This window comes from Ruegeria sp. HKCCA4008 (assembly GCF_013033125.1).
Classification (GTDB): Bacteria; Pseudomonadota; Alphaproteobacteria; order Rhodobacterales; family Rhodobacteraceae; genus Ruegeria.
In genome coordinates, this window is sequence record NZ_WQDM01000005.1 from 223406 (window position 1) to 242306 (window position 18901).

The window sequence follows — 18901 nt, forward strand, 5'->3', positions numbered from 1 at the left end:
GAAACCATGTCGCGCCGTTGCGAACTGACCGGAAAAGGCCCGATGACTGGCAACAATGTCAGCCATGCCAAAAACAGAACTCGTCGTCGTTTCCTGCCGAACCTGAATGACGTTACCCTGCAGTCCGAGACCCTGGGCCGCGGCGTGAAGCTGCGCATCTCGGCAGCCGCCCTGCGTTCGGTTGACCACCGCGGTGGTCTGGACGCATTCCTCGCCAAAGCCAAGGATGAAGAACTGTCGGCGAACGCACTGAAAGTGAAGAAGGAAATCGCCAAGGCGCAAGCCACGGCCTAAGCCTTTTCGCTTATTGATTTTCAGGCCCTGCACCTCTGAGGTGCAGGGCTTTTTCGTTTTGAGCCGCCCGCTGCAGCCCGACACTGTTTTCAATTTCGAAATTATTTTCCGCTATTGGTGAATTGCTTCACATACGGAACGCCGAATCTGACCTATCGTCACTGTCATTCATCAGGCGGGGGCCTCACTATGACGTTAAAAAGTTTCTACCTTTTCCTGTTTCTGGCCGCGGTTTTTCGCAAAGCAATTTCGGCTTGTACGCGGATGCAGCGCAGGGTGAATCGTTCCCACACCAGCTTCAATACAAGCAAGGTGAAACGACCGGGAATTGATTACTGAAACCGGCTTCAAGCGCGACCCTTTGGCGCTTGAAGCTACTCTGCCGACTGACCTATACCCGGGTCAGGATGAGACCAGCCAATACACGATTCCTGCCTTATGTTCTGTCCCTGCTTTTGGTTCTGACCGGGCAGGGCCTTGCCGTGTCCCGCGGCATGGACAGGGCCGTGGGGCAGATGGTGTTGTGCACAGGCACCGGTCCGGTCGTTGTCTATATGGACGAAGACGGACAGCCCACCGCGCCACCGCATTACTGCCCGGATTACGCATTGTCCCTGATGGGCGCGGTCGCCGTTGCCCAGCCGCCCATGCCTATGGCGCCAGAGCGGGCGCGGATAGCGCCGCTGCGACATCTGGTCAATCAAATCGCCTTGCCGGTCCCCGGCACCCCGGCGCGCGCGCCGCCTGTACGTGTTTGAAGACACTATTTTTTCAAACCTACAATACAGGAGAGGCACGATGTCCCTCAAAACTACTCTGTTTGCAACCCTGGCCGCCGTGACCCTGGCCATGCCCGCTTTTGCTGAAGGCACTATCAAAGTTGATGACGCCTATGCCCGGTCGTCGGGAAAGACCGCCAAGGCGGGTGCCGCGTTCATGATGATCCAGAATCTGGGCGATGCGGACGACCGTCTGGTCGGCGTGACGTCGGATGCCGCTGCCCGGGTTGAACTGCACACCCACAAAGTCGACGACAATGGCGTGGCCAAGATGGTGCATGTCGAGGAAGGCTTTGCCATTCCGGCAGGTGAAACCCACATGCTGAAACGTGGCGGCGACCACGTGATGTTCATGGGTCTGTCCGAACCGTTCGAGCAGGACGCCATGGTTCCGGTGACGCTGATCTTTGAAAAGGCTGGCGAGGTTGAGATCGAAATCCCGGTCGATCTGGAGCGTCAGGACATGGGCGGACACGGATCTCATTCGAACTAGGGCAACGCCTGTCTTCGGGCCGCGCGGCGGCCGTCATCCATGCGTCAGGCCGGGCATTGCCCGGCCTGTTGTTTCTGCGGCCGCCACTGGTGCTATTTGTTGATGGTTTTCATACCAACACGGTCACCGGCCTGGCGGAATCGGGATGCCAGCCAGAACATGACCGCGGCAATGGCCAGCGCCGAAAAGGCGATGCCCCATCCCAGCGCAACAAGCGCGACCGCTGGCCAGATCATCAAAACTAGCCCGACCACAAGCGCGACAAAACCCGAAACGCGCATGGAGCCGCGTTGAGGGTCTCTCTCGTGCATTTGCCCGGATGCCGCCAGCGAGCCGATCCCGATGATCAGCGCCCAGGCGCCCATCAGGAAAAAGGCCAGTTTGACCGTCCCTTCCGGCCAGATCAGCAGGACAAGCCCGATCAGAAGCGCACCGATTGCAGCGCCGCCCATTACCCCGCGACGCCCAACGCCCAAAAGCGTCAGGCCACCATCGAGGATCAGCAGCACACCAACCAGCCGCAGCAGCAACGCGATGCTGCCAGACGGCCAGAACAGTGCTGCAATACCGACAAGCCCGGCCAATACTCCGCGCAGCAGAAAGGTCCACCACAGGCTGGAAAGCTTCTCTCCCAGCATGTCGCGCCCGGCCATACTGCCTTCATCCAGAATTTCACCGGTCCGGGGGTCCTGATCCGTCATGTCTTGTCCTCCAGTCGTTTCGGGGGCAGTCTAACCGAATTAAGCGAGTGTTGTCTGTACTTTAACTATGCGGTGCAAGAAGGTGCCCGACCCATCGCGGAACTGTCTGGGTCGCTTTGCCGACAAGTCTTTCATCAAACCCGGATGCGCCCGGTGACGGTTCCAGATTGATCTCGATCGTCCGAGCGCCCGCCGCTTGTGCCTCGTGCACGAACGCTGCCGCCGGATAAACCTGACCCGAGGTGCCAATGGCGGCAAAAAGCGACGCGCTGGACAGGTGGTCATAAATCTCGTCCATGAAATAGGGCATCTCACCAAACCAAACCACATCGGGTCGGGCCGTGGGCCGCGCACAGGCGGGGCAGGATTCCCCAACCGCCATTTCGGGCGGGGCGGTCCAGCGATGGCCACAGGCTGAACACAGCGCGCCCGCCAAAGTTCCGTGCATGTGGATGACATCCTTTGCGCCGCCCGCCTCGTGCAGGCTGTCCACGTTCTGGGTCACGATCACGACGTCCCCGGGCCAGTCCCGTTGCAGCCGGGCCAGTGCTTCATGAGCGGCATTGGGTTGAACCCTGGCGGCCTGAACCCGCCGCGCATTGTAAAACCCTTGAACCAGTGCAGGGTCGCGGGCGAATCCTTCCGGCGTGGCGACATCCTCAATCCGGTGCTGGGCCCACAATCCACCCTCATCGCGAAAGGTGCTCAACCCGCTTTCGGCGGATATTCCGGCCCCGGTCAGAATCACGATCTTTTCCATTTCTCCTCCGCGCGGTACAGCATGGTGCATGTCACACCGTATCCTCTTTGTCTGCCTAGGCAATATTTGCCGTTCCCCCGCGGCAGAGGGCGTTTTTCGCGCCCGCGCGCCGCATCACGTAACCGATAGTGCCGGAACCATGGGCTGGCATGCGGGGAAACCGCCCTATGGCCCGATGCAGGCAGCCGCGAAGGTCAGGGGAATCGATCTGGGCGACCTGCTCGCCCGTCAGTTCACCGCTGCCGATTTCGACCGCTTCGACCTGATCCTGGGCATGGACGCCAACAACATCGCGGATATCGAGGATCTGCGCCCCGCCGGCAGTGACACCCCGGTGCGCCTGCTGACCGATTTCGCCCCTGAAGCCGGCGCGGATCATGTGCCTGATCCATATTACACGCGGGATTTCGATGGCGCTCTGGACCTGATCGAAGCGGCGGTCGAGGGGCTTGCCGCCCGTCTGGACAGTTAGCCGCCGATCACCCGCAGCGATCCGCCCAGCCAGGGCAGTTTGGCCAAAGCCGGGTCAACGATCTGGTTCTGCATCAGACGCCGTGTCATGCCCGCCACTTCCTGCGGTACCTGATCGGACCAGCCCGTTCGTGCCAGCAAGGATATGCTGCGCGAGAAATCCCCGAACGGGGCAGGGTGGGCCTCCAGCCCGTCATGGAACCGCGCGGCGCGCATGAAACCCAGCGGCGTCGTGATCGCCCAACCCAGACCCCGTGCAACCATGGCCATCAGCGCCATGTGCGAGCCGATCTCGAACCGTTCCTCGAACTCCTGCGCGCCGCGCGCCATATGCGCCTCGATCTGTCGGCTGATCAACTGCTCGCGGGCATAGCGCAGATACGGCAGGCTGTTCTGTGCCGCCTCCACTCCGCCCGCCCCCTGAGGCGCAACCAGAATGAACGGATCCCGGACCAGAGGGTACTCGACCACCCCTTCCAGCACTTCTCCGCTATGGGCGGTGACGGCCATGTGCAGGCGTTGTTCGGCCAAGGCCTCGAACAGATCGAGGCTGGACAGGGTGATCAGTTTGAAATTCGATCGGGTCAGACTGTCTGCCAGCAACGTTGCCAGCCGCGGGGTCAGATCATTGTCGAAGTCGTCGATCAGCCCGATGGACAAAGTGGTCAGATGCCCCAGATCCATGACCGACAATTCGCTTTGTGCCATTTGCAGCTCGGCCAGAACCGCCTCGGCGCGCACCAGAAAGCTGCGCCCGGCCTGAGTCAGGCGCATCGGTCGGCGCCCGTGATCGACCAGTTCGGTGCCCAGAGCCTTTTCCAGATTGCGCAACTGTTGGGAAACGGATGGCTGGCTGAGCCCCGTGATCTCGGCGGCCTGTGCCACCGATCCCGTCCGCGCCAAAGCCTCGAACACCTCAAGGCCCCGCAGGGTCAGCCCTTTCATCACCATAAGATACACCTTTCGCTGCGCCTTTCTGGGGCGCAGCGTGGATCAGGTCAAGGTTTCAGAAGGGCTTAGCTGCAGATCGCCTGTGCCATCTGGCCAAAGTTCTGATACCGGTCCCACAGCGCATCGTCGCGCGCGGTCTGCGACATCTTCAACTCCTGCGCCTGATGGGGGTCAGTGAACCATTTGGCCACGGTTTTCTGATCGCTGCGGGTAAGCGCCTGATCCGCCACGCGCTGGATGCAACTGCACCGATCCCGCGTCGCTGCTGACCGATCCGACGCCAGACACGCGCGCTTGATCTGCGCCGCATCCGCAACCGGAGCCACAGCCGTCAGCGATGCCGCACAAAATGCGATTAAGAGGAACTGTTTCATGCTCATGCCTCGTTTTTGCCTGCCCGGAGGGATCTTGCGCCCCTCTCGGTCTGCGGCGGAGTATGAATCAAACTGGAGTTTGGATCAACGGACAAGATGCTGTTGATCAGGAATGTTGCCTCTTTTCTCTTCAGCGTCAGCCTCGCGGTTTCAACGGCAAATGAATCCTGATCGACCAGGCTGCGAAAGAATAGATCATCCGGGTTCTCGCCACTGGTGGATGGTGCCAGCAGCAGGCTTTCGGAAATTGCTCCGTTGGCGTTAATGACATTATGTGTCTCAAGCAGCAGATGATGGTAAATTGCACTGTTTTCCCGGCACAATGTTGCAATGCCCGCATCAACAAGGCTGATTGCTGGAACAAACACTTCGTTCTCTGCACAAAGGATTTCAGCCAAAGGGTGCGTGACCAGCATTCTGTGTTGCTGTGACACTTTCAAAGGCGCGAAATTCGAAAGCGTTCCCTCGGGAATTTCGACCATTCTGAAACGTCCGGCTGTGATGACAGCCTGTTCGCCCGTCCAGATGACGGGTAGATAGCCATTGTCACGGGTCCAAATCTCATCACCCGGCTTCAGCATTTCGATGGGGCGGTATCCGGATTTGGTTTCGATCAGTGTTCCGCGGCAGTAGCAAATGGGGCTGACATATGCGTTTGATGCGAAGCTTGGGCCTTCTTGCGTACTGACGACCGTCAGAGGGACTCCGGCTGGTGGAAACTGTCCGGGTCCGCCGATGAATGCGATGCCCTCGACGGTTCCATATGCCGGTGATGAGTTGTTCACGTTGAACGCAACCGCCTGCCACGTGGTTGTCCCATCTGTCAGCGTAATACCATATTCGGCTTCAACACGCGTGCCGCTGGCGAAAAGCGTACCATCGATTGTCTGATCGCCGTTTAACCGCTGATTGCCATCATTGTCGGAAAAGTTGGTGTCCGATCCGGCATCCGTGATGAAAACTTCGGTCGCAATGCGCGAATTGATGGTAATCGTCTCGCCAATAAGATGTATCCCCGTGCCCTGATTGATCCCGTCCAGACCCTGCGCCACAGAGACGGACAATTGACCTTCACCCAACACAAAGATCGAATAATCGGCCAAGTCTTCCCTGCTTTCTGTTTTTGAAACGGCCAGATGATGCGATCATCTTAACTATTCACTGATTTCGGGTAAATGCCGCTGAACAGAAAGGCGCGGGTGGGACCTTTTTTGCAACGCTTCAACGCTTGACGAGGGGCAAAACTCCCGACATATCCCACTCCATGACAGACCTCGCTCATATCCGCAATTTTTCCATCGTCGCGCATATCGACCATGGCAAATCCACCCTTGCTGACCGGCTCATCCAAGAGACCGGAACGGTCAAGGATCGCGACATGAAGGAACAGCTGCTCGATAGCATGGATATCGAGCGCGAACGCGGCATCACCATCAAGGCCAACACGGTTCGCATCGACTATACCGCCGACAATGGCGAACAGTACGTGCTGAACCTGATCGACACGCCCGGCCATGTGGATTTCGCCTATGAGGTCAGCCGGTCCATGCGCGCGGTCGAAGGCTCTCTGCTGGTGGTCGACTCGACCCAAGGGGTCGAGGCGCAGACGTTGGCGAATGTCTATCAGGCCATCGACGCGGATCATGAGATCGTGCCGGTGCTGAACAAGATCGATCTGCCCGCGTCCGACTGTGACCGTGTGGCAGAACAGATCGAAGATGTGATCGGCATCGAGGCGACCGATGCCATTCAGGTTTCCGCCAAGACGGGGCAGGGCATCCACGAAACTCTGGAAGCAATCGTGCAGCACCTGCCCGCACCGAAGGGCAATCTGGACGCGCCTCTCAAGGCGATGCTGGTGGATTCATGGTACGACGCCTATCTGGGCGTGATCGTTCTGGTCCGCATCATGGACGGAACGCTGAAAAAGGGCATGCGGGTCAAGTTCATGTCGAACGGCACCCTGCACCACGTCGACCGCGTCGGCGTCTTCCGGCCCGAGATGGAGATGGTTGACAGTCTCGGCCCCGGTGAGATCGGCTTCCTCACCGCATCCATCAAACAGGTCCGCGACACCCGCGTCGGTGACACCATCACCAATGACCGCAACGGCACCGAAGAGGCCCTGCCGGGCTTCAAACCCGCGCAGCCGGTGGTGTTCTGCGGCCTGTTCCCGGTGGACAGCGCCGAATTCGAAGACCTGCGGGATGCGATCGACAAACTGGCCCTGAACGATGCCAGCTTCAGCTTTGAAATGGAAACTTCGGCCGCACTCGGCTTTGGCTTCCGCTGCGGCTTCCTTGGCCTCTTGCACCTCGAGGTCATCCGCGACCGCATCGAACGCGAATATGATATCGAGCTCATCACCACCGCGCCGTCGGTGATCTATCATGTCTACATGAAAGACGGCGAAATGATCGAGCTGCACAACCCCGCCGACATGCCCGACCCCTCGAAGGTCGATCATATCGAGGAACCGCGCATCAAGGCGACCATCCTTGTGCCGGATGAATACCTGGGCGACGTGCTGAAACTGTGTCAGGACCGCCGCGGCATCCAACTGGATCTGACCTATGCGGGCAGCCGCGCCATGGTCGTTTATGACCTGCCGCTGAACGAGGTTGTCTTTGACTTCTACGACCGCCTGAAATCGGTGACCAAGGGTTATGCCAGCTTCGACTACCAGATGACCGGCTACCGCGAGGACGCGCTGGTCAAGATGTCGATCCTTGTGAATGACGAGCCTGTCGATGCGCTGTCGACGATGGTTCACCGCGACCGGGCCGAGATGCGGGGCCGGGCGATGTGCGAAAAGCTCAAGGACCTGATCCCGCGCCACATGTTCAAAATCCCGATCCAGGCCGCCATCGGAGGCAAGGTCATCGCCCGCGAGACCCTCTCGGCGCTGCGCAAGGACGTGACCGCCAAATGCTACGGCGGCGACGCCACGCGGAAACGCAAATTGCTGGACAAGCAGAAGGCGGGTAAGAAAAAAATGCGCCAGTTCGGGAGGGTCGATATCCCGCAGGAGGCGTTTATTTCGGCGTTGAAGATGGACAGCTGAGGCTGCCCATTTTAAGTGATGGTCGGTCAAGGCGATTGGTGCAGCTAACTGTCTGTCCACTTCGCGGGGCAGGAGAACAAGCAAAATTTTAGGTAGGGTGCTCTACTATTGGCACTATCGCTCGGTGAAGCCTAATTGGCAAATCTTCTTGGATATGGCCGATCATTCCAAGGACAATATGGTAAATCCGATTTGCATCTATAAGCGCCTCGTCAATGTTTTCTTGCGTCACGGCACTGGTTGCGCGCTTGTAATTGGGATTTTTTCTCGAACCAGTGTTTGTAACATAGTCGACACGTAGAAATCCGTTTGGCGACCCGAAGAACGCCCCGTGCGCAGCCATATGACGGTTTTGGACAAACCTTTCTATCCAGTCAGCAAGGGCGGACAAGTCATCAGAGAACCCAAACTTTTTTGCGGGTTCACTAGATTTTCTTAGTTCTTTGATAAGCTTTTTCGTGGAGAGTTTTCTCACCCGGCAGTATTCATTGAACCAGTCGTCTTGTTCCGGCTCCAAGCCCCGAAGGCAAACGGTCAGAGCGCTTGCTAGCAACTCGATGTGCGCGCAAGTCTGCAAATATACACCCAGATCATAGACGAACTCGGGCGGAAGAAGACCTTCGATAGCTGTGCCTTTGACAGGAAAAAAACTGTTCATCAGTTGTCTCGATTTCCTCGCATGCCGAGATGTTTGGCCGCTAGAAGAATTGCTGGAGTAAGGTTTCGTTGCAACCCACATTTGAACTTGGATTTCCTCCATCACCCCACCCGCCCGGCGGCGCCGCCGGGCCGCGCCGACCCGCCCCCGTCAAACCGAAGGTTTGTCTCCGGCAAAACGGGCGGCGCGTTTGCGCCTCCCCTCGGCTCGGTCGCTGCCCTTAACTCTGTTGACTAACCACTGTCCCAGATTTCGAGTTTCGGCCATCAGATGTTACAATCCCGTCATTGCGATCAATAAATTCAAATTGGGGGAAGTGTTATGGATCAGACTTTGCGTTCAAGAACGTCTATGGGACGTCTGGATCATTACTACTACATCATGCGGACGACAATTTTTGCCTATGTGGCGCTCGCCGCCATTATCGGGTTTGGCGCTCAGGGCATTTCGCTGGTTCTGATCGTTCTGGTCATTGCCACTGCGGCCTATGGCATTCTGGCTGGCAGCACCGCTTTGGCCGATGTCGCGAACCTGCGCGACGACATGGATGAGGACATGGCGGCGTCGAATTTTGGCAAGGGCGTCAAATCCCATAACCTGAAAGGGCTGATCCTCACGTCAAATGTATTGCTCGGTCTGATTGGGCTGTCCGAACTCATCGCAATCGTGTTCTGACCGGAGTCTGTGACCAACCTCACAGCCTCAACTTCGCCCACCTGCTAATGTTGACGCAACGGCAACCTCGGCAGGAGGCCCCTATGTCCACATCGCTCATCCCTCTCATCGCCCTCGGATCGGCGGGCCTTTATTCCGTGGCCATGATCTCGATGAAGTTCTGGTGGAAGATCCCCGGTGTTGGCCTGACCCTTCTGATTGTTGCCACGCTGCTGGCCGCCGCGACGCTGGAACTTGCCGCGCTGCGCAACGAACGATTGGGCATCATCTACACCGGCATTCTGGGGGCCGAGGTCGTGCTGATCGCCATCGCCTCGTATTTCCTGTTTGGCGAGAACTTTTCCTATCGCGAGGGGATCGGCATCGCGCTGGTCATTGTCGGGACAGCTCTGGCCTGGGCCTGAAACTCCATTCTAAGCCGCCGCTGAACCAATCATGAAGTTTCCCTTAAGTAAGTTGTAACCTGCCCGGGCTCTCCCAATCTGTTGACCAGACGAAAAGGAGAGAGCCCATGACCAGATACATGACTGCCGGAGCAGCCGCTTTGGCCACGACCCTCGCCCTTGGAACGGCCGCGCTGGCCGATACCACGCCCGACCTGCGCGGCACCTGGCTGGGGTCCTACACGACCGTTCAGCCCAGCCATTACTACAAAGGCGATCAGCCCCGGTTCAATCAGGCCGAATGGATGCTGGATGTGCAGCTTCAGGACGGCAACGTTTTCTGGGGGCACAGCAAATGGCGTCGCGATGGCGATACCGACTGGAATGAGTACGAGGCCACCGGCACCATCAGCCTCGATGGGACGGGCAGCATCGGCATCGTCGAAACCTCACCTCTGCTGATCGGCGCGAATGCGTTGATCGATGCGCGGTACGAAGATGGCAAGATCTTTGCCGATTTCCGTAGCCTGCGGAACGGAACGACCTACAGCACCGTTCTGGAACGTCAGGTGAACTGAAGCGTGTCCGGCCCGGGCGATTGTAGGGGGTAAGTATCGCTGCTGCAATTTTGACTGCGGCGGAGGTTAGTAGGTTGCCACGCGCGGGTCGGACCGCTTCTCAAAAACGAAACCATCGTCTCCACAGCGAGGAGACGGGCCGGGCGGCCAGTTCACCGCCTGCGACAGGATCCAGACCACCCCGCGCAAGAATGCGGCGTTCCTCGGCACGGGTCATCTGGATCTCGCGAACCTTCAGCGCGGCTTCGCGCGCGGTGACATAGCTGCCGTCCGGTCCCGGTTCCATTCCGGGGATGTTGCGTCCCCGCGACCACATCCCGCGAATGCCCGACAGCGGATGTTTCCACCCGATTTCGTCATCATCCTGCAAATGCCAGATCCGCTTCGCTTCGGCGACCGAGACCAGAGCGGCCAGCGGTTTGCCGTGCCGGGTCAGTATGATCACTTCGCGCGGGTCCTGTGCGCGGGTGACCAGAGCGCCCAAATGGGCGCGCGCATGGGAAATGGTGCAACGCATCGGCGAATCTCCGTATGTACGATTCGAAAGATTGGTGGCCCGAGAGTTGTACAAATCCTGCAATTCTCAACTAATGGCGCGTGCGGTGGCCTTTGCGCCCGCAGCATAGGGCCAAAAACCGGGCTCAGGTTCAGGCCTGAAAATGTCCCGGGACAAACATGCGTGGAGTCGAAACTTCTCGGATTATCCACAAAGATTTCCCGGCAGATACCAACAATTTATCCCCGTCTAATTTTCATGCTGCAGTGCTATTTTCTTGTCAGATACAAGGCGTGCTGCAACAGTCTGAACACCACACAGGTTATTAGGAACCGAAGGTGGGACGCAAAGGCCCGGGGGTCTTGGCAGAGAGACTGGATCTTAGGATTTGCGTTGAACTGCAATGGCTTACCGGTGGGTGACCAGCCGAGTGAGGGTTTCGTGCCCAAGTCGGATGGCTATCTTCTCAGAAGGCCGATGCACGCTGTGATGTCTCTTCGGGGACAATGCAGCCGCTGCAGTCTCTCAGGGGGCTGTAGCAACTGGATCGGGTGCTCTTCGGAGCGCATCGACCCGGTAAGGCGTCAGGAGTGTCCGAAAGGATGCATGCAAAGACCGCGTCTGCGCACCTGGCGCCTTTTCCTTTGCCGGATTTCGGTTTCATACAGGCTACCACTCACCCCTGCCGAAAGGGACCGGGGCTCTTCTGCGTGTGCGAAAGAGCCCCGATTTAGCGTCAGATGATGCAATGCCGCGTCTATGCACCTGTAAGGGAAAGCTACCGCGGCATGCCAAGTCTTTCAACTATATATTGAGAGAAAGCCCGCGCGCGGCGCAAAATGAAGTTTATTACAGGCTTTCCTGCACGTCGGTTGCTGCGCCTTGGATGGCATCTCCGGCTTTTTCGATATCCTTGCCGGCGCCTTTGGCGGTTTCGCAGGCAGTCAGTGCAAACAGGCTCAGGCCCATCAGAATTACGCGGATCATGTTCGTCTCCTTGGTGCTCGAATATTTTTCGGTAACACCTTTTTTCAGCCGGAGCCAGTTCCTAGGTCCGGTCGTCGCTGCAGAAGAGCTCGTAAACGACTTCGAGCATGCGGCGGGGACGATCATCCGCCAGACGATAATAGATGGCTTTGCCTTCCCTGCGAGGTATCACCAACCCTTCAAGTCGCAGACGGGAAAGTTGCTGTGATACAGCGGCTTGTCTGGCGGACAGCAATTCTTCCAGTTCGGTGACGGATTTTTCACCGGACACCAGATGGCAGAGGATCATCAATCTGCCTTCGTGGCTTATTGCCTTGAGAAAATTGGAAGCGCGTGTCGCGTTGGTGACCATGCGGTCAAAATCTTCTTTTGACATGTCATTGGACAGCTGAGGAAGTGCCATCGATTGAGTTCCTTGCAAACCCGTTGGCCGGGTGTTGTTTCCGTTACGTAAAGAGACGTGAGTGTGAGACCCTTCAGTACATGTTTCGTACATTCATTTCTATATGTATGAATCAAAATAGCGTGATGTATGAAAGGGGAATTCGGATTGAACGTTCCCGCAACGCGAGGGGGCAGATGATTCACTTTAAGGCGATCTGCTGATCGTCGCCGGAAACAACAGATGGTTCGCCTTGACGATTGATGATGATCGACATTCGGTCAGCGTTCTCACTTGCCCCCCTTGCAGCCCCCCTTAGCCGACACTAAGACTCAGGTAACACTTGTTGGGATACTGTCCCGATCCATAGCTAAACAGGCAGGTTACGAATGTTCGATCCCGTAGAAACCTACATGAATACACTTGTCCCCATGGTCGTTGAGCAGACCAGCCGGGGCGAGCGCGCCTATGATATTTTCTCCCGCCTGTTGAAAGAGCGGATCATATTCATCAACGGACCGATTCATGATGGGATGAGCCATCTTGTTGTGGCGCAATTGCTGCACCTCGAGGCGGAAAACCCCAACAAGGAAATCTCGATCTACATCAACTCGCCGGGCGGGGTGGTGACCAGCGGTTTGTCGATTTACGACACAATGCAATACATCAAGCCGAAATGTTCCACGTTGGTGATCGGTCAGGCGGCTTCGATGGGCTCGGTCCTTTTGGCCGGGGGCGAGAAGGGAATGCGCTTTTCACTGCCCAACAGCCGCATCATGGTGCACCAGCCCAGTGGCGGATACCAGGGCCAGGCCAGCGACATCATGATTCACGCGGCCGAGACCCAAAAGCTGAAGGATCGCCTGTATGATATTTACGTACGTCATACGGGGCAGACGAAAAAGGCGGTCGAAAAAGCGCTGGATCGTGACAATTTCATGAGCCCGGAAGAGGCCAAGGAATGGGGTCACATCGACGAGATCGTCGAAAACCGAGCGAAAATGGACACGTAAGAGGCCTGAGGCCAATACCCCGCGTCACCGGCGCGGGGGTCATTTTGAGATTGTAGCCGCCAGAGTGCTGGCCTAAGCTGCACACACAGGTGTAAGCGCCCCCGAAAAGGGGCGCAGGGACGAAGCCCGAAAGGTAGATCATGGCGACGAATTCAGGCGGCGATGGGAAAAACACGCTCTACTGCAGCTTCTGTGGCAAAAGCCAGCATGAAGTCCGTAAGCTGATCGCAGGCCCCACAGTTTTCATCTGTGATGAATGTGTTGAGCTGTGCATGGACATCATACGTGAAGAGACCAAGGCCAGCGGGTTGAAGTCATCTGACGGTGTTCCGACGCCCAAGGATATCTGCGAAGTGCTGGACGATTACGTAATCGGTCAGGCCACGGCAAAGCGGGTTCTGTCGGTTGCTGTTCACAACCATTACAAGCGTTTGAACCACGCTCAGAAGGCGGGCAGCGATATCGAGCTGGCAAAGTCGAATATCCTGCTGATCGGTCCGACCGGTTGCGGTAAGACGCTGCTGGCGCAAACGCTGGCGCGTATTCTGGATGTGCCGTTTACCATGGCTGACGCGACGACCCTGACCGAAGCCGGCTATGTCGGTGAAGATGTCGAAAACATCATTCTCAAGCTGTTGCAGGCGAGTGAGTACAACGTCGAACGCGCGCAGCGCGGCATCGTCTATATCGATGAGGTCGACAAGATTACCCGCAAATCCGAAAACCCCTCGATCACGCGTGACGTGTCGGGTGAGGGCGTGCAGCAGGCATTGCTGAAACTGATGGAAGGGACAGTGGCCAGCGTCCCCCCACAGGGTGGCCGCAAGCATCCTCAGCAGGAATTCCTGCAAGTGGACACGACGAATATTTTGTTCATCTGTGGCGGTGCATTTGCGGGTCTGGACAAGATCATCGCGCAACGTGGCAAGGGCTCGGCCATGGGCTTTGGTGCCGATGTGCGCGACAATGATGACCGCGGTGTGGGTGAGATATTCAAGGATCTGGAGCCCGAGGATCTGCTGAAATTCGGACTGATCCCGGAATTCGTCGGTCGTCTGCCGGTTCTGGCGACGCTTGAGGATCTGGATGAAGACGCGCTGGTGACCATCCTGACCAAACCCAAGAACGCATTGGTCAAGCAATACCAGCGTTTGTTCGAACTGGAAGATGTTGAACTGGCCTTTACGGATGATGCACTGAAGGCAATTGCCAAGAAAGCCATCGAGCGCAAGACCGGTGCGCGCGGCCTGCGGTCTATTCTCGAGGATATTTTGCTGGATACGATGTTCGAACTGCCGGGCATGAAAAATGTCAGCGAGGTTGTGGTGAACGAAGAGGCGGTCATCTCTGACTCGCAGCCGCTGTTCATCTATGCCGACGCGGCACCGGAATCGGCATCGGCGGGCTGAGGCCGGGCTGTTTGCCGCGACGGTGGGACTTCACTTGAACCGGTTCAGGGGGCTCTGCCCCCGCTGCCCTTCGGGCATCCCCCCCGGGATATTTTTAGCCAGATGAAGCTGTGGATCCGTCGCTCGCACATGAGTGTCGGTGCAGTCAGGCGGCGGAAGCTTAAGCAAGTTTTCGAACAACAAAGGTGACGGATTATGGCAGTGAAGCGCATTTCTTCGGGCGGTGAGTTCGAAGCCAAGGTCGGGTACTGCCGTGCGGTGGTTGCGGGCGGCTGGGTTCACGTCGCCGGTACTGTCGGGCAGGGCGAGGACGTGGTGGCGCAATGCCGGTCTGCGCTGGACATCATCGGCAAGGCGCTGGCTGAGGCAGGCGCAGGCTTTGACGATGTGGTTCGGGTCACCTACATGCTGCCCGATCGCAGTGAGTTTGAGCCGTGCTGGCCGATCCTGGCCGAAACTTTTGGCACCAATCCTCCGGCAGCGACAATGATCGAATGCGGTTTGATTGATCCGAAATACAGGATCGAGATCGAAGTGACCGCCTTTCTGCCGGAGTGACGCAGTTGGTATCAGGGGCACTGGACCTTGGCGGGCCTTTGGTCCATACCTTTCTTCGACGAAATGCCGGAGGCACCCGATGGGAATCCTGAACAGTCTTTTGCGAGCCGTGACCTGGTGGAATGGGTCAACTTTGAACACTCAGATCTACACTGCACGCAAGGGCGTGAAAGTGGGCGAAGACAATGAAGGCAACGTGTTTTATCGCAATGCCGATGACAGCAAGCGTTGGGTTATCTTCAATGGCGAGGCCGAAGCCAGCCGGGTTGATCCTGAATGGCATGGTTGGTTGCATCGCACTTGGGACGAGCCTCCGACAGATAAACCGCTGCCGCATAAGTCCTGGGAAAAACCACATCAGGAGAACCTGACCGGCACCGCGCTGGCCTATGCTCCTGCCGGCTCACTGCGTCGCGCGGAGCCGGTTGAACGTAAGGACTATGAGGCCTGGAGCCCGGAATAAACGAGGCGATAATGTCGACCCATAACTGGACCGAAGTTCTTGTCGGCGGCGTCGTTTTGGCCGGTGCTGTGGCATTTGGTGTCTATGCCAGCCAATCGACGGGCTTGTCGCAAGGGGCTGCTGGATACGAACTGGGCGCGTCTTTCAGGTCTCTGGAGGGTGTGGGTGTTGGCACGGATGTGCGCCTTGCCGGCGTCAAGATCGGAACCGTCACGGGTGTCACCCTGAACCCTGAAACCTACCGCGCTGACACGACTTTCACGATTGCGGACGGGATTCTTGTGCCGGACGACAGTGCCATTGTCATTTCCTCAGAAGGTTTGCTGGGGGGCAACTTCGTCGAGGTGATGCCCGGGGGGTCGCCATTCTACTTTGAACCCGGCGACGAGATCGAGGATACGCAGGGCGCGGTCAGCCTGATTTCTCTTCTGGTCAAGTTCGTAGCCGGAGACGGCAGCGAATGATACGCGCCGCGTTTCTTGCCTTGTTGCTGGCCGGCACTGGTGCGGCCGCGCAGCAGAAAGTTCAATCTGGGCCCGGGGCAATGCTGCGGGGCCTGGACAAGGTGAACGGACAGACCGTCGATGTTGAATTGAAGACCGGCGAGACGGCAGCGGTTTTCGGGCTAGATGTTGCCTTGGGAGATTGCCGTTATCCCGTGGACAATCCAACGGGTGATGCGTTCGCCTATCTGACCATCTGGGAGAGCGGGAAGGCCGATCAGCTGTTTGACGGTTGGATGATCGCAACCTCCCCTGCGTTGAATGCGCTGGATCACGCGCGTTATGACGTTTGGGTCATTCGGTGTATCACACCCGCCGCCGACTGAGTCAGCGGTGCCGAGAAATCGGCGCTGTGGTTGAGGGCCTCTTCCAGCTCGTTCTTGTAGGCGCTGCGCGGAATCTCGATTGCCCCCAACGAGGCCAGGTGCGCGGTCAGAAACTGCGTGTCAAACAGACGGAAGCCGGTTTGCCTCAGGCGGTCCACAAGATAGGCGAGGGCGATTTTCGAGGCGTCTTTGCGCCTCGAAAACATGCTTTCGCCAAAGAATGCCGCGCCCAGGGTCACGCCATAGACGCCCCCCACCAGCGCATCGTCTTCCCAGACTTCCAGTGAATGCGCATGCCCGGTTTGGTGCAACTGACGGTACAGGTCATGAAGTTCGGCGTTGATCCAGGTATCTGCCCTGTCGGCACACCCGTCGACGACGCCGGAAAAGTCCTGGTCGATCGAGATATCGAACCCGCAGTTTCGGATGCGGCGCGCCAGGCTTCGGGAAATGTGGAAACCGTCCAGTGGAAAGACGCCGCGGAACTTGGGGTCGACCCAAAACAGCTCGGGGTCATCGCGATGCTCGGCCATCGGAAAGATACCGATGGAATAGCCATGCAACAAAAGTTCGGGGGACAGGCTCATGTCAGGTATGAGGCAACCGGAGGGCATTGGCCCTCCGGTCCTTGGTGACTATTGTTCCATGTTCTCCGCAAGCCAGCGCTCCAGCCAGTGGATGTTGTAGTCGCCGCTGCGCAGATCGGGTTCCTGCAACAGTGCGTGGAACAGAGGGACCGTGGTATCGATGCCGTCGACAATCAATTCCCCCAGTGCGCGTTCCAGTCGGGCCAGCGCTTCGGCCCGGTCACGACCCTGCACGATCAGCTTGGCGATCAGAGAGTCATAATAGGGTGGAATCGAATACCCGTCATACAGAGCCGAGTCCATTCGAACGCCAAGGCCCCCTGGCGCGTGGTACGCGGTGATCTTGCCGGGGCAGGGCGAGAAATTCGGCAGCTTTTCGGCGTTGATCCGAACCTCGATGGCGTGGCCGTTGATTTCCAGGTCGTCCTGACCGAACGACATCGGTTCACCCGCTGCGACAAGGATTTGTTCGCGCACCAGATCGACGCCAAAGATACCTTCGGTGACTGGGTGTTCCACCTGAAGTCGAGTGTTCATTTCGATGAAATAGAACTCGCCATTTTCGTAGAGGAACTCGATGGTGCCGGCACCGATATAGTTGATTTTCGCGACCGCATCCGCGCAGATCTTGCCGATCCTGGCGCGTTCTTCGGGTGTGATGCAGGGGCCGGGGGCCTCTTCGAACACCTTCTGGTGGCGCCGCTGAAGCGAACAATCCCGTTCGCCCAGATGAACAGCCTTGCCTTTACCGTCGCCAAACACCTGAATTTCGATGTGGCGCGGCGTGGTCAGGTATTTCTCGATATAGACTTCGTCGTTGCCAAAGGCGGCCTTGCCCTCGGCCCGTGCAGTCATGAAGGCGCTTTCCATTTCGTCAGCGTTCATCGCAACCTTCATGCCGCGACCGCCACCGCCTGCGGTAGCCTTGATGATGACCGGATAGCCGAATTCCTCACCGATCTTCTTGGCCGTCGCAAGATCAGGCACGCCGCCGTCTGATCCCGGCACGCAAGGCACGCCCAGAGCCTTCATCGTGTCCTTGGCCGTAATCTTGTCGCCCATGACGCGGATGTGTTCCGCGGTGGGGCCGATGAACGTGATGCCGTGATCTTCGACGATCTGCACGAACTCGGCATTCTCGGACAGGAAGCCATAGCCGGGGTGGATCGCCTGCGCACCGGTGATTTCACAGGCCGAAATGATCGCGGGCACGGACAGGTAGCTTTGGGGGCTGGGCGGGGGGCCGATGCAGACCGATTCGTCCGCCATGCGCACATGCATTGCGTCGCTGTCCGCGGTGGAGTGGACGGCTACCGTCTTAATCCCCATCTCGCGGGCCGCGCGGATGACGCGCAGGGCGATCTCGCCTCGGTTGGCAATCAGGATCTTGTCGAACATGGGCCCGCCTTACTCGATGATGACCAGAGGTGTGCCGAACTCCACAGCGTCTCCATCGCCGACCAGAACACGCTTGATCGTGCCCGACTTGGGCGCGTGGATGTGGTTCATGGTCTTCATCGCTTCGACGATCAGCAGCGTGTCGCCTTCGGACACGGAAGCGCCGACCGAGATAAACGCGGGCGCGCCGGGTTCGGGCTGCATGTAGACGGTTCCAACCATGGGAGAGGTCACGGCGCCAGGGTGGCTGGCCGGATCTTCCTGAGCAGCCGGGGCTTCGGCTGCGGCAGGCGCAGCCGCGGCGGCAGGAGCCGGTGCTGCCGTAGGAACGGCAACCTGAACCGGTGCGGCTGCGGCCTGTGTCATGCGGCTTACGCGCACGTTCAGGCTGTCTTCCTCGCCATATTCGCGCTTGACCTGCAATTCGGTCAGGTCGTTGTCACGCAGCAACTCGGCCAGAGCCTTGATGAATGCCACATCCGCTTCGTGTTTGGTGTCTGTCATGAGTGTCCTCGACGGTTCCCCTTTGGCCCGTCTGTTTCTTGCGGGCTCTGATCAAATTACGCAGGGTTATAGGCTAAGCGGCGGTGCATGAAAA

At 58.1% G+C, this 18901-nt stretch carries 26 protein-coding genes; 14 read left to right on the forward strand and 12 right to left on the reverse strand.

The genetic code is table 11. The annotated features are described in order from the left end of the window. The first annotated feature begins 6 nt into the window (after window positions 1–6). The 3 genes from rpmB (at window position 7) to GOW60_RS13260 (ending at window position 1566) form a co-directional block, all read left to right on the forward strand. Window positions 7–294: a 50S ribosomal protein L28 gene (gene rpmB, locus GOW60_RS13250; protein ID WP_050603240.1), complete on the forward strand. Its 288-nt coding sequence runs from the start codon at window positions 7–9 to the stop codon at window positions 292–294. Window positions 295–701: 407 nt separating this feature from the next. Continuing rightward, window positions 702–1052: a hypothetical protein gene (locus GOW60_RS13255; RefSeq protein WP_171229645.1), complete on the forward strand. Its 351-nt coding sequence runs from the start codon at window positions 702–704 to the stop codon at window positions 1050–1052. Window positions 1053–1092: 40 nt separating this feature from the next. After that, window positions 1093–1566 (forward strand): copper chaperone PCu(A)C, encoded by a 474-nt coding sequence (locus GOW60_RS13260; RefSeq protein ID WP_171229646.1) that lies wholly within the window; start codon window positions 1093–1095, stop codon window positions 1564–1566. Window positions 1567–1658: 92 nt separating this feature from the next. Here GOW60_RS13260 and GOW60_RS13265 read toward each other — a convergent pair whose 3' ends face one another. After that, window positions 1659–2267: an HdeD family acid-resistance protein gene (locus tag GOW60_RS13265; protein ID WP_171229647.1), complete on the reverse strand. Its 609-nt coding sequence runs from the start codon at window positions 2265–2267 to the stop codon at window positions 1659–1661. Between the two features lie 61 nt (window positions 2268–2328). Beyond that, window positions 2329–3027: an NAD-dependent deacylase gene (locus GOW60_RS13270; protein WP_171229711.1), complete on the reverse strand. Its 699-nt coding sequence runs from the start codon at window positions 3025–3027 to the stop codon at window positions 2329–2331. Between the two features lie 28 nt (window positions 3028–3055). On the opposite strand from GOW60_RS13270, the gene GOW60_RS13275 reads away from it, so the two are divergent. Next, complete coding sequence (locus tag GOW60_RS13275) at window positions 3056–3499, forward strand: low molecular weight protein-tyrosine-phosphatase (RefSeq protein WP_171229648.1); 444 nt, start codon at window positions 3056–3058, stop codon at window positions 3497–3499. Here GOW60_RS13275 and GOW60_RS13280 read toward each other — a convergent pair. From GOW60_RS13280 to GOW60_RS13290, 3 genes are all read right to left on the reverse strand, one after another. Next, complete coding sequence (locus tag GOW60_RS13280) at window positions 3496–4449, reverse strand: LysR family transcriptional regulator (protein ID WP_171229649.1); 954 nt, start codon at window positions 4447–4449, stop codon at window positions 3496–3498. The two genes, GOW60_RS13275 and GOW60_RS13280, sit on opposite strands and share 4 nt — an antisense overlap. A gap of 65 nt (window positions 4450–4514) precedes the next feature. Continuing rightward, entirely contained in the window at window positions 4515–4823 is a 309-nt protein-coding gene (locus GOW60_RS13285; protein ID WP_171229650.1) for a hypothetical protein, read from the reverse strand. Window positions 4824–4825: 2 nt separating this feature from the next. Continuing rightward, complete coding sequence (locus tag GOW60_RS13290) at window positions 4826–5926, reverse strand: Hint domain-containing protein (RefSeq protein ID WP_171229651.1); 1101 nt, start codon at window positions 5924–5926, stop codon at window positions 4826–4828. 161 nt (window positions 5927–6087) lie between these two features. Here GOW60_RS13290 and lepA point away from each other — a divergent pair, with 161 nt between their 5' ends. Next, window positions 6088–7887, forward strand: a complete 1800-nt coding sequence (lepA, locus tag GOW60_RS13295) for a translation elongation factor 4 (protein ID WP_171229652.1) — start codon at window positions 6088–6090, stop codon at window positions 7885–7887. Between the two features lie 88 nt (window positions 7888–7975). Here the strand turns inward: lepA and GOW60_RS13300 are convergent, their stop codons facing one another. Continuing rightward, window positions 7976–8545: a hypothetical protein gene (locus tag GOW60_RS13300; RefSeq protein WP_171229653.1), complete on the reverse strand. Its 570-nt coding sequence runs from the start codon at window positions 8543–8545 to the stop codon at window positions 7976–7978. A 351-nt stretch (window positions 8546–8896) separates the two neighbouring features. On the opposite strand from GOW60_RS13300, the gene GOW60_RS13305 reads away from it, so the two are divergent. The 3 genes from GOW60_RS13305 (at window position 8897) to GOW60_RS13315 (ending at window position 10181) form a co-directional block, all read left to right on the forward strand. After that, window positions 8897–9220, forward strand: a complete 324-nt coding sequence (locus GOW60_RS13305) for a hypothetical protein (protein ID WP_171229654.1) — start codon at window positions 8897–8899, stop codon at window positions 9218–9220. Between the two features lie 83 nt (window positions 9221–9303). Continuing rightward, on the forward strand, window positions 9304–9624 hold the full coding sequence (locus GOW60_RS13310; RefSeq protein ID WP_170345061.1) for a hypothetical protein: 321 nt from the start codon (window positions 9304–9306) through the stop codon (window positions 9622–9624). 107 nt (window positions 9625–9731) lie between these two features. After that, window positions 9732–10181 carry a hypothetical protein gene (locus GOW60_RS13315; protein WP_152457340.1) on the forward strand — a complete coding sequence of 150 codons (450 nt, stop codon included), beginning with the start codon at window positions 9732–9734 and terminating at the stop codon, window positions 10179–10181. A gap of 100 nt (window positions 10182–10281) precedes the next feature. Here the strand turns inward: GOW60_RS13315 and GOW60_RS13320 are convergent, their stop codons facing one another. The 3 genes from GOW60_RS13320 to GOW60_RS13330 form a co-directional block, all read right to left on the reverse strand. Next, window positions 10282–10698 carry a type II toxin-antitoxin system Phd/YefM family antitoxin gene (locus tag GOW60_RS13320; RefSeq protein ID WP_171229655.1) on the reverse strand — a complete coding sequence of 139 codons (417 nt, stop codon included), beginning with the start codon at window positions 10696–10698 and terminating at the stop codon, window positions 10282–10284. A gap of 828 nt (window positions 10699–11526) precedes the next feature. After that, window positions 11527–11664, reverse strand: a complete 138-nt coding sequence (locus GOW60_RS13325) for an entericidin A/B family lipoprotein (RefSeq protein ID WP_152457342.1) — start codon at window positions 11662–11664, stop codon at window positions 11527–11529. A 61-nt stretch (window positions 11665–11725) separates the two neighbouring features. Then, on the reverse strand, window positions 11726–12067 hold the full coding sequence (locus GOW60_RS13330; RefSeq protein ID WP_152457343.1) for a helix-turn-helix transcriptional regulator: 342 nt from the start codon (window positions 12065–12067) through the stop codon (window positions 11726–11728). Between the two features lie 368 nt (window positions 12068–12435). On the opposite strand from GOW60_RS13330, the gene GOW60_RS13335 reads away from it, so the two are divergent. The 6 genes from GOW60_RS13335 (at window position 12436) to GOW60_RS13360 (ending at window position 16318) form a co-directional block, all read left to right on the forward strand. Continuing rightward, window positions 12436–13059 carry an ATP-dependent Clp protease proteolytic subunit gene (locus GOW60_RS13335; RefSeq protein WP_171229656.1) on the forward strand — a complete coding sequence of 208 codons (624 nt, stop codon included), beginning with the start codon at window positions 12436–12438 and terminating at the stop codon, window positions 13057–13059. Window positions 13060–13199: 140 nt separating this feature from the next. Next, window positions 13200–14468 carry an ATP-dependent Clp protease ATP-binding subunit ClpX gene (gene clpX / locus GOW60_RS13340; protein ID WP_171229657.1) on the forward strand — a complete coding sequence of 423 codons (1269 nt, stop codon included), beginning with the start codon at window positions 13200–13202 and terminating at the stop codon, window positions 14466–14468. 195 nt (window positions 14469–14663) lie between these two features. Then, window positions 14664–15026 carry a RidA family protein gene (locus GOW60_RS13345; protein ID WP_171229658.1) on the forward strand — a complete coding sequence of 121 codons (363 nt, stop codon included), beginning with the start codon at window positions 14664–14666 and terminating at the stop codon, window positions 15024–15026. Window positions 15027–15105: 79 nt separating this feature from the next. Continuing rightward, window positions 15106–15489: an NADH:ubiquinone oxidoreductase subunit NDUFA12 gene (locus GOW60_RS13350; RefSeq protein WP_152457346.1), complete on the forward strand. Its 384-nt coding sequence runs from the start codon at window positions 15106–15108 to the stop codon at window positions 15487–15489. Window positions 15490–15500: 11 nt separating this feature from the next. Continuing rightward, entirely contained in the window at window positions 15501–15953 is a 453-nt protein-coding gene (gene mlaD, locus GOW60_RS13355; protein ID WP_152457347.1) for an outer membrane lipid asymmetry maintenance protein MlaD, read from the forward strand. Further along, window positions 15950–16318, forward strand: a complete 369-nt coding sequence (locus GOW60_RS13360) for a DUF2155 domain-containing protein (protein ID WP_171229659.1) — start codon at window positions 15950–15952, stop codon at window positions 16316–16318. The genes mlaD and GOW60_RS13360 overlap by 4 nt, the downstream gene beginning before the upstream one ends. Here GOW60_RS13360 and aat read toward each other — a convergent pair. From aat to accB, 3 genes are read right to left on the reverse strand one after another with little or no spacing between them, the layout of a single operon-like run. Next, window positions 16273–16905, reverse strand: coding sequence for a leucyl/phenylalanyl-tRNA--protein transferase (gene aat / locus GOW60_RS13365; protein WP_217355565.1), 633 nt, complete (start codon window positions 16903–16905; stop codon window positions 16273–16275). The genes GOW60_RS13360 and aat overlap by 46 nt on opposite strands. A gap of 48 nt (window positions 16906–16953) precedes the next feature. Then, window positions 16954–18303: an acetyl-CoA carboxylase biotin carboxylase subunit gene (gene accC / locus GOW60_RS13370; protein ID WP_171117652.1), complete on the reverse strand. Its 1350-nt coding sequence runs from the start codon at window positions 18301–18303 to the stop codon at window positions 16954–16956. Between the two features lie 9 nt (window positions 18304–18312). Then, window positions 18313–18807, reverse strand: coding sequence for an acetyl-CoA carboxylase biotin carboxyl carrier protein (gene accB, locus GOW60_RS13375; RefSeq protein WP_171229661.1), 495 nt, complete (start codon window positions 18805–18807; stop codon window positions 18313–18315). Window positions 18808–18901: the final 94 nt, after the last annotated feature.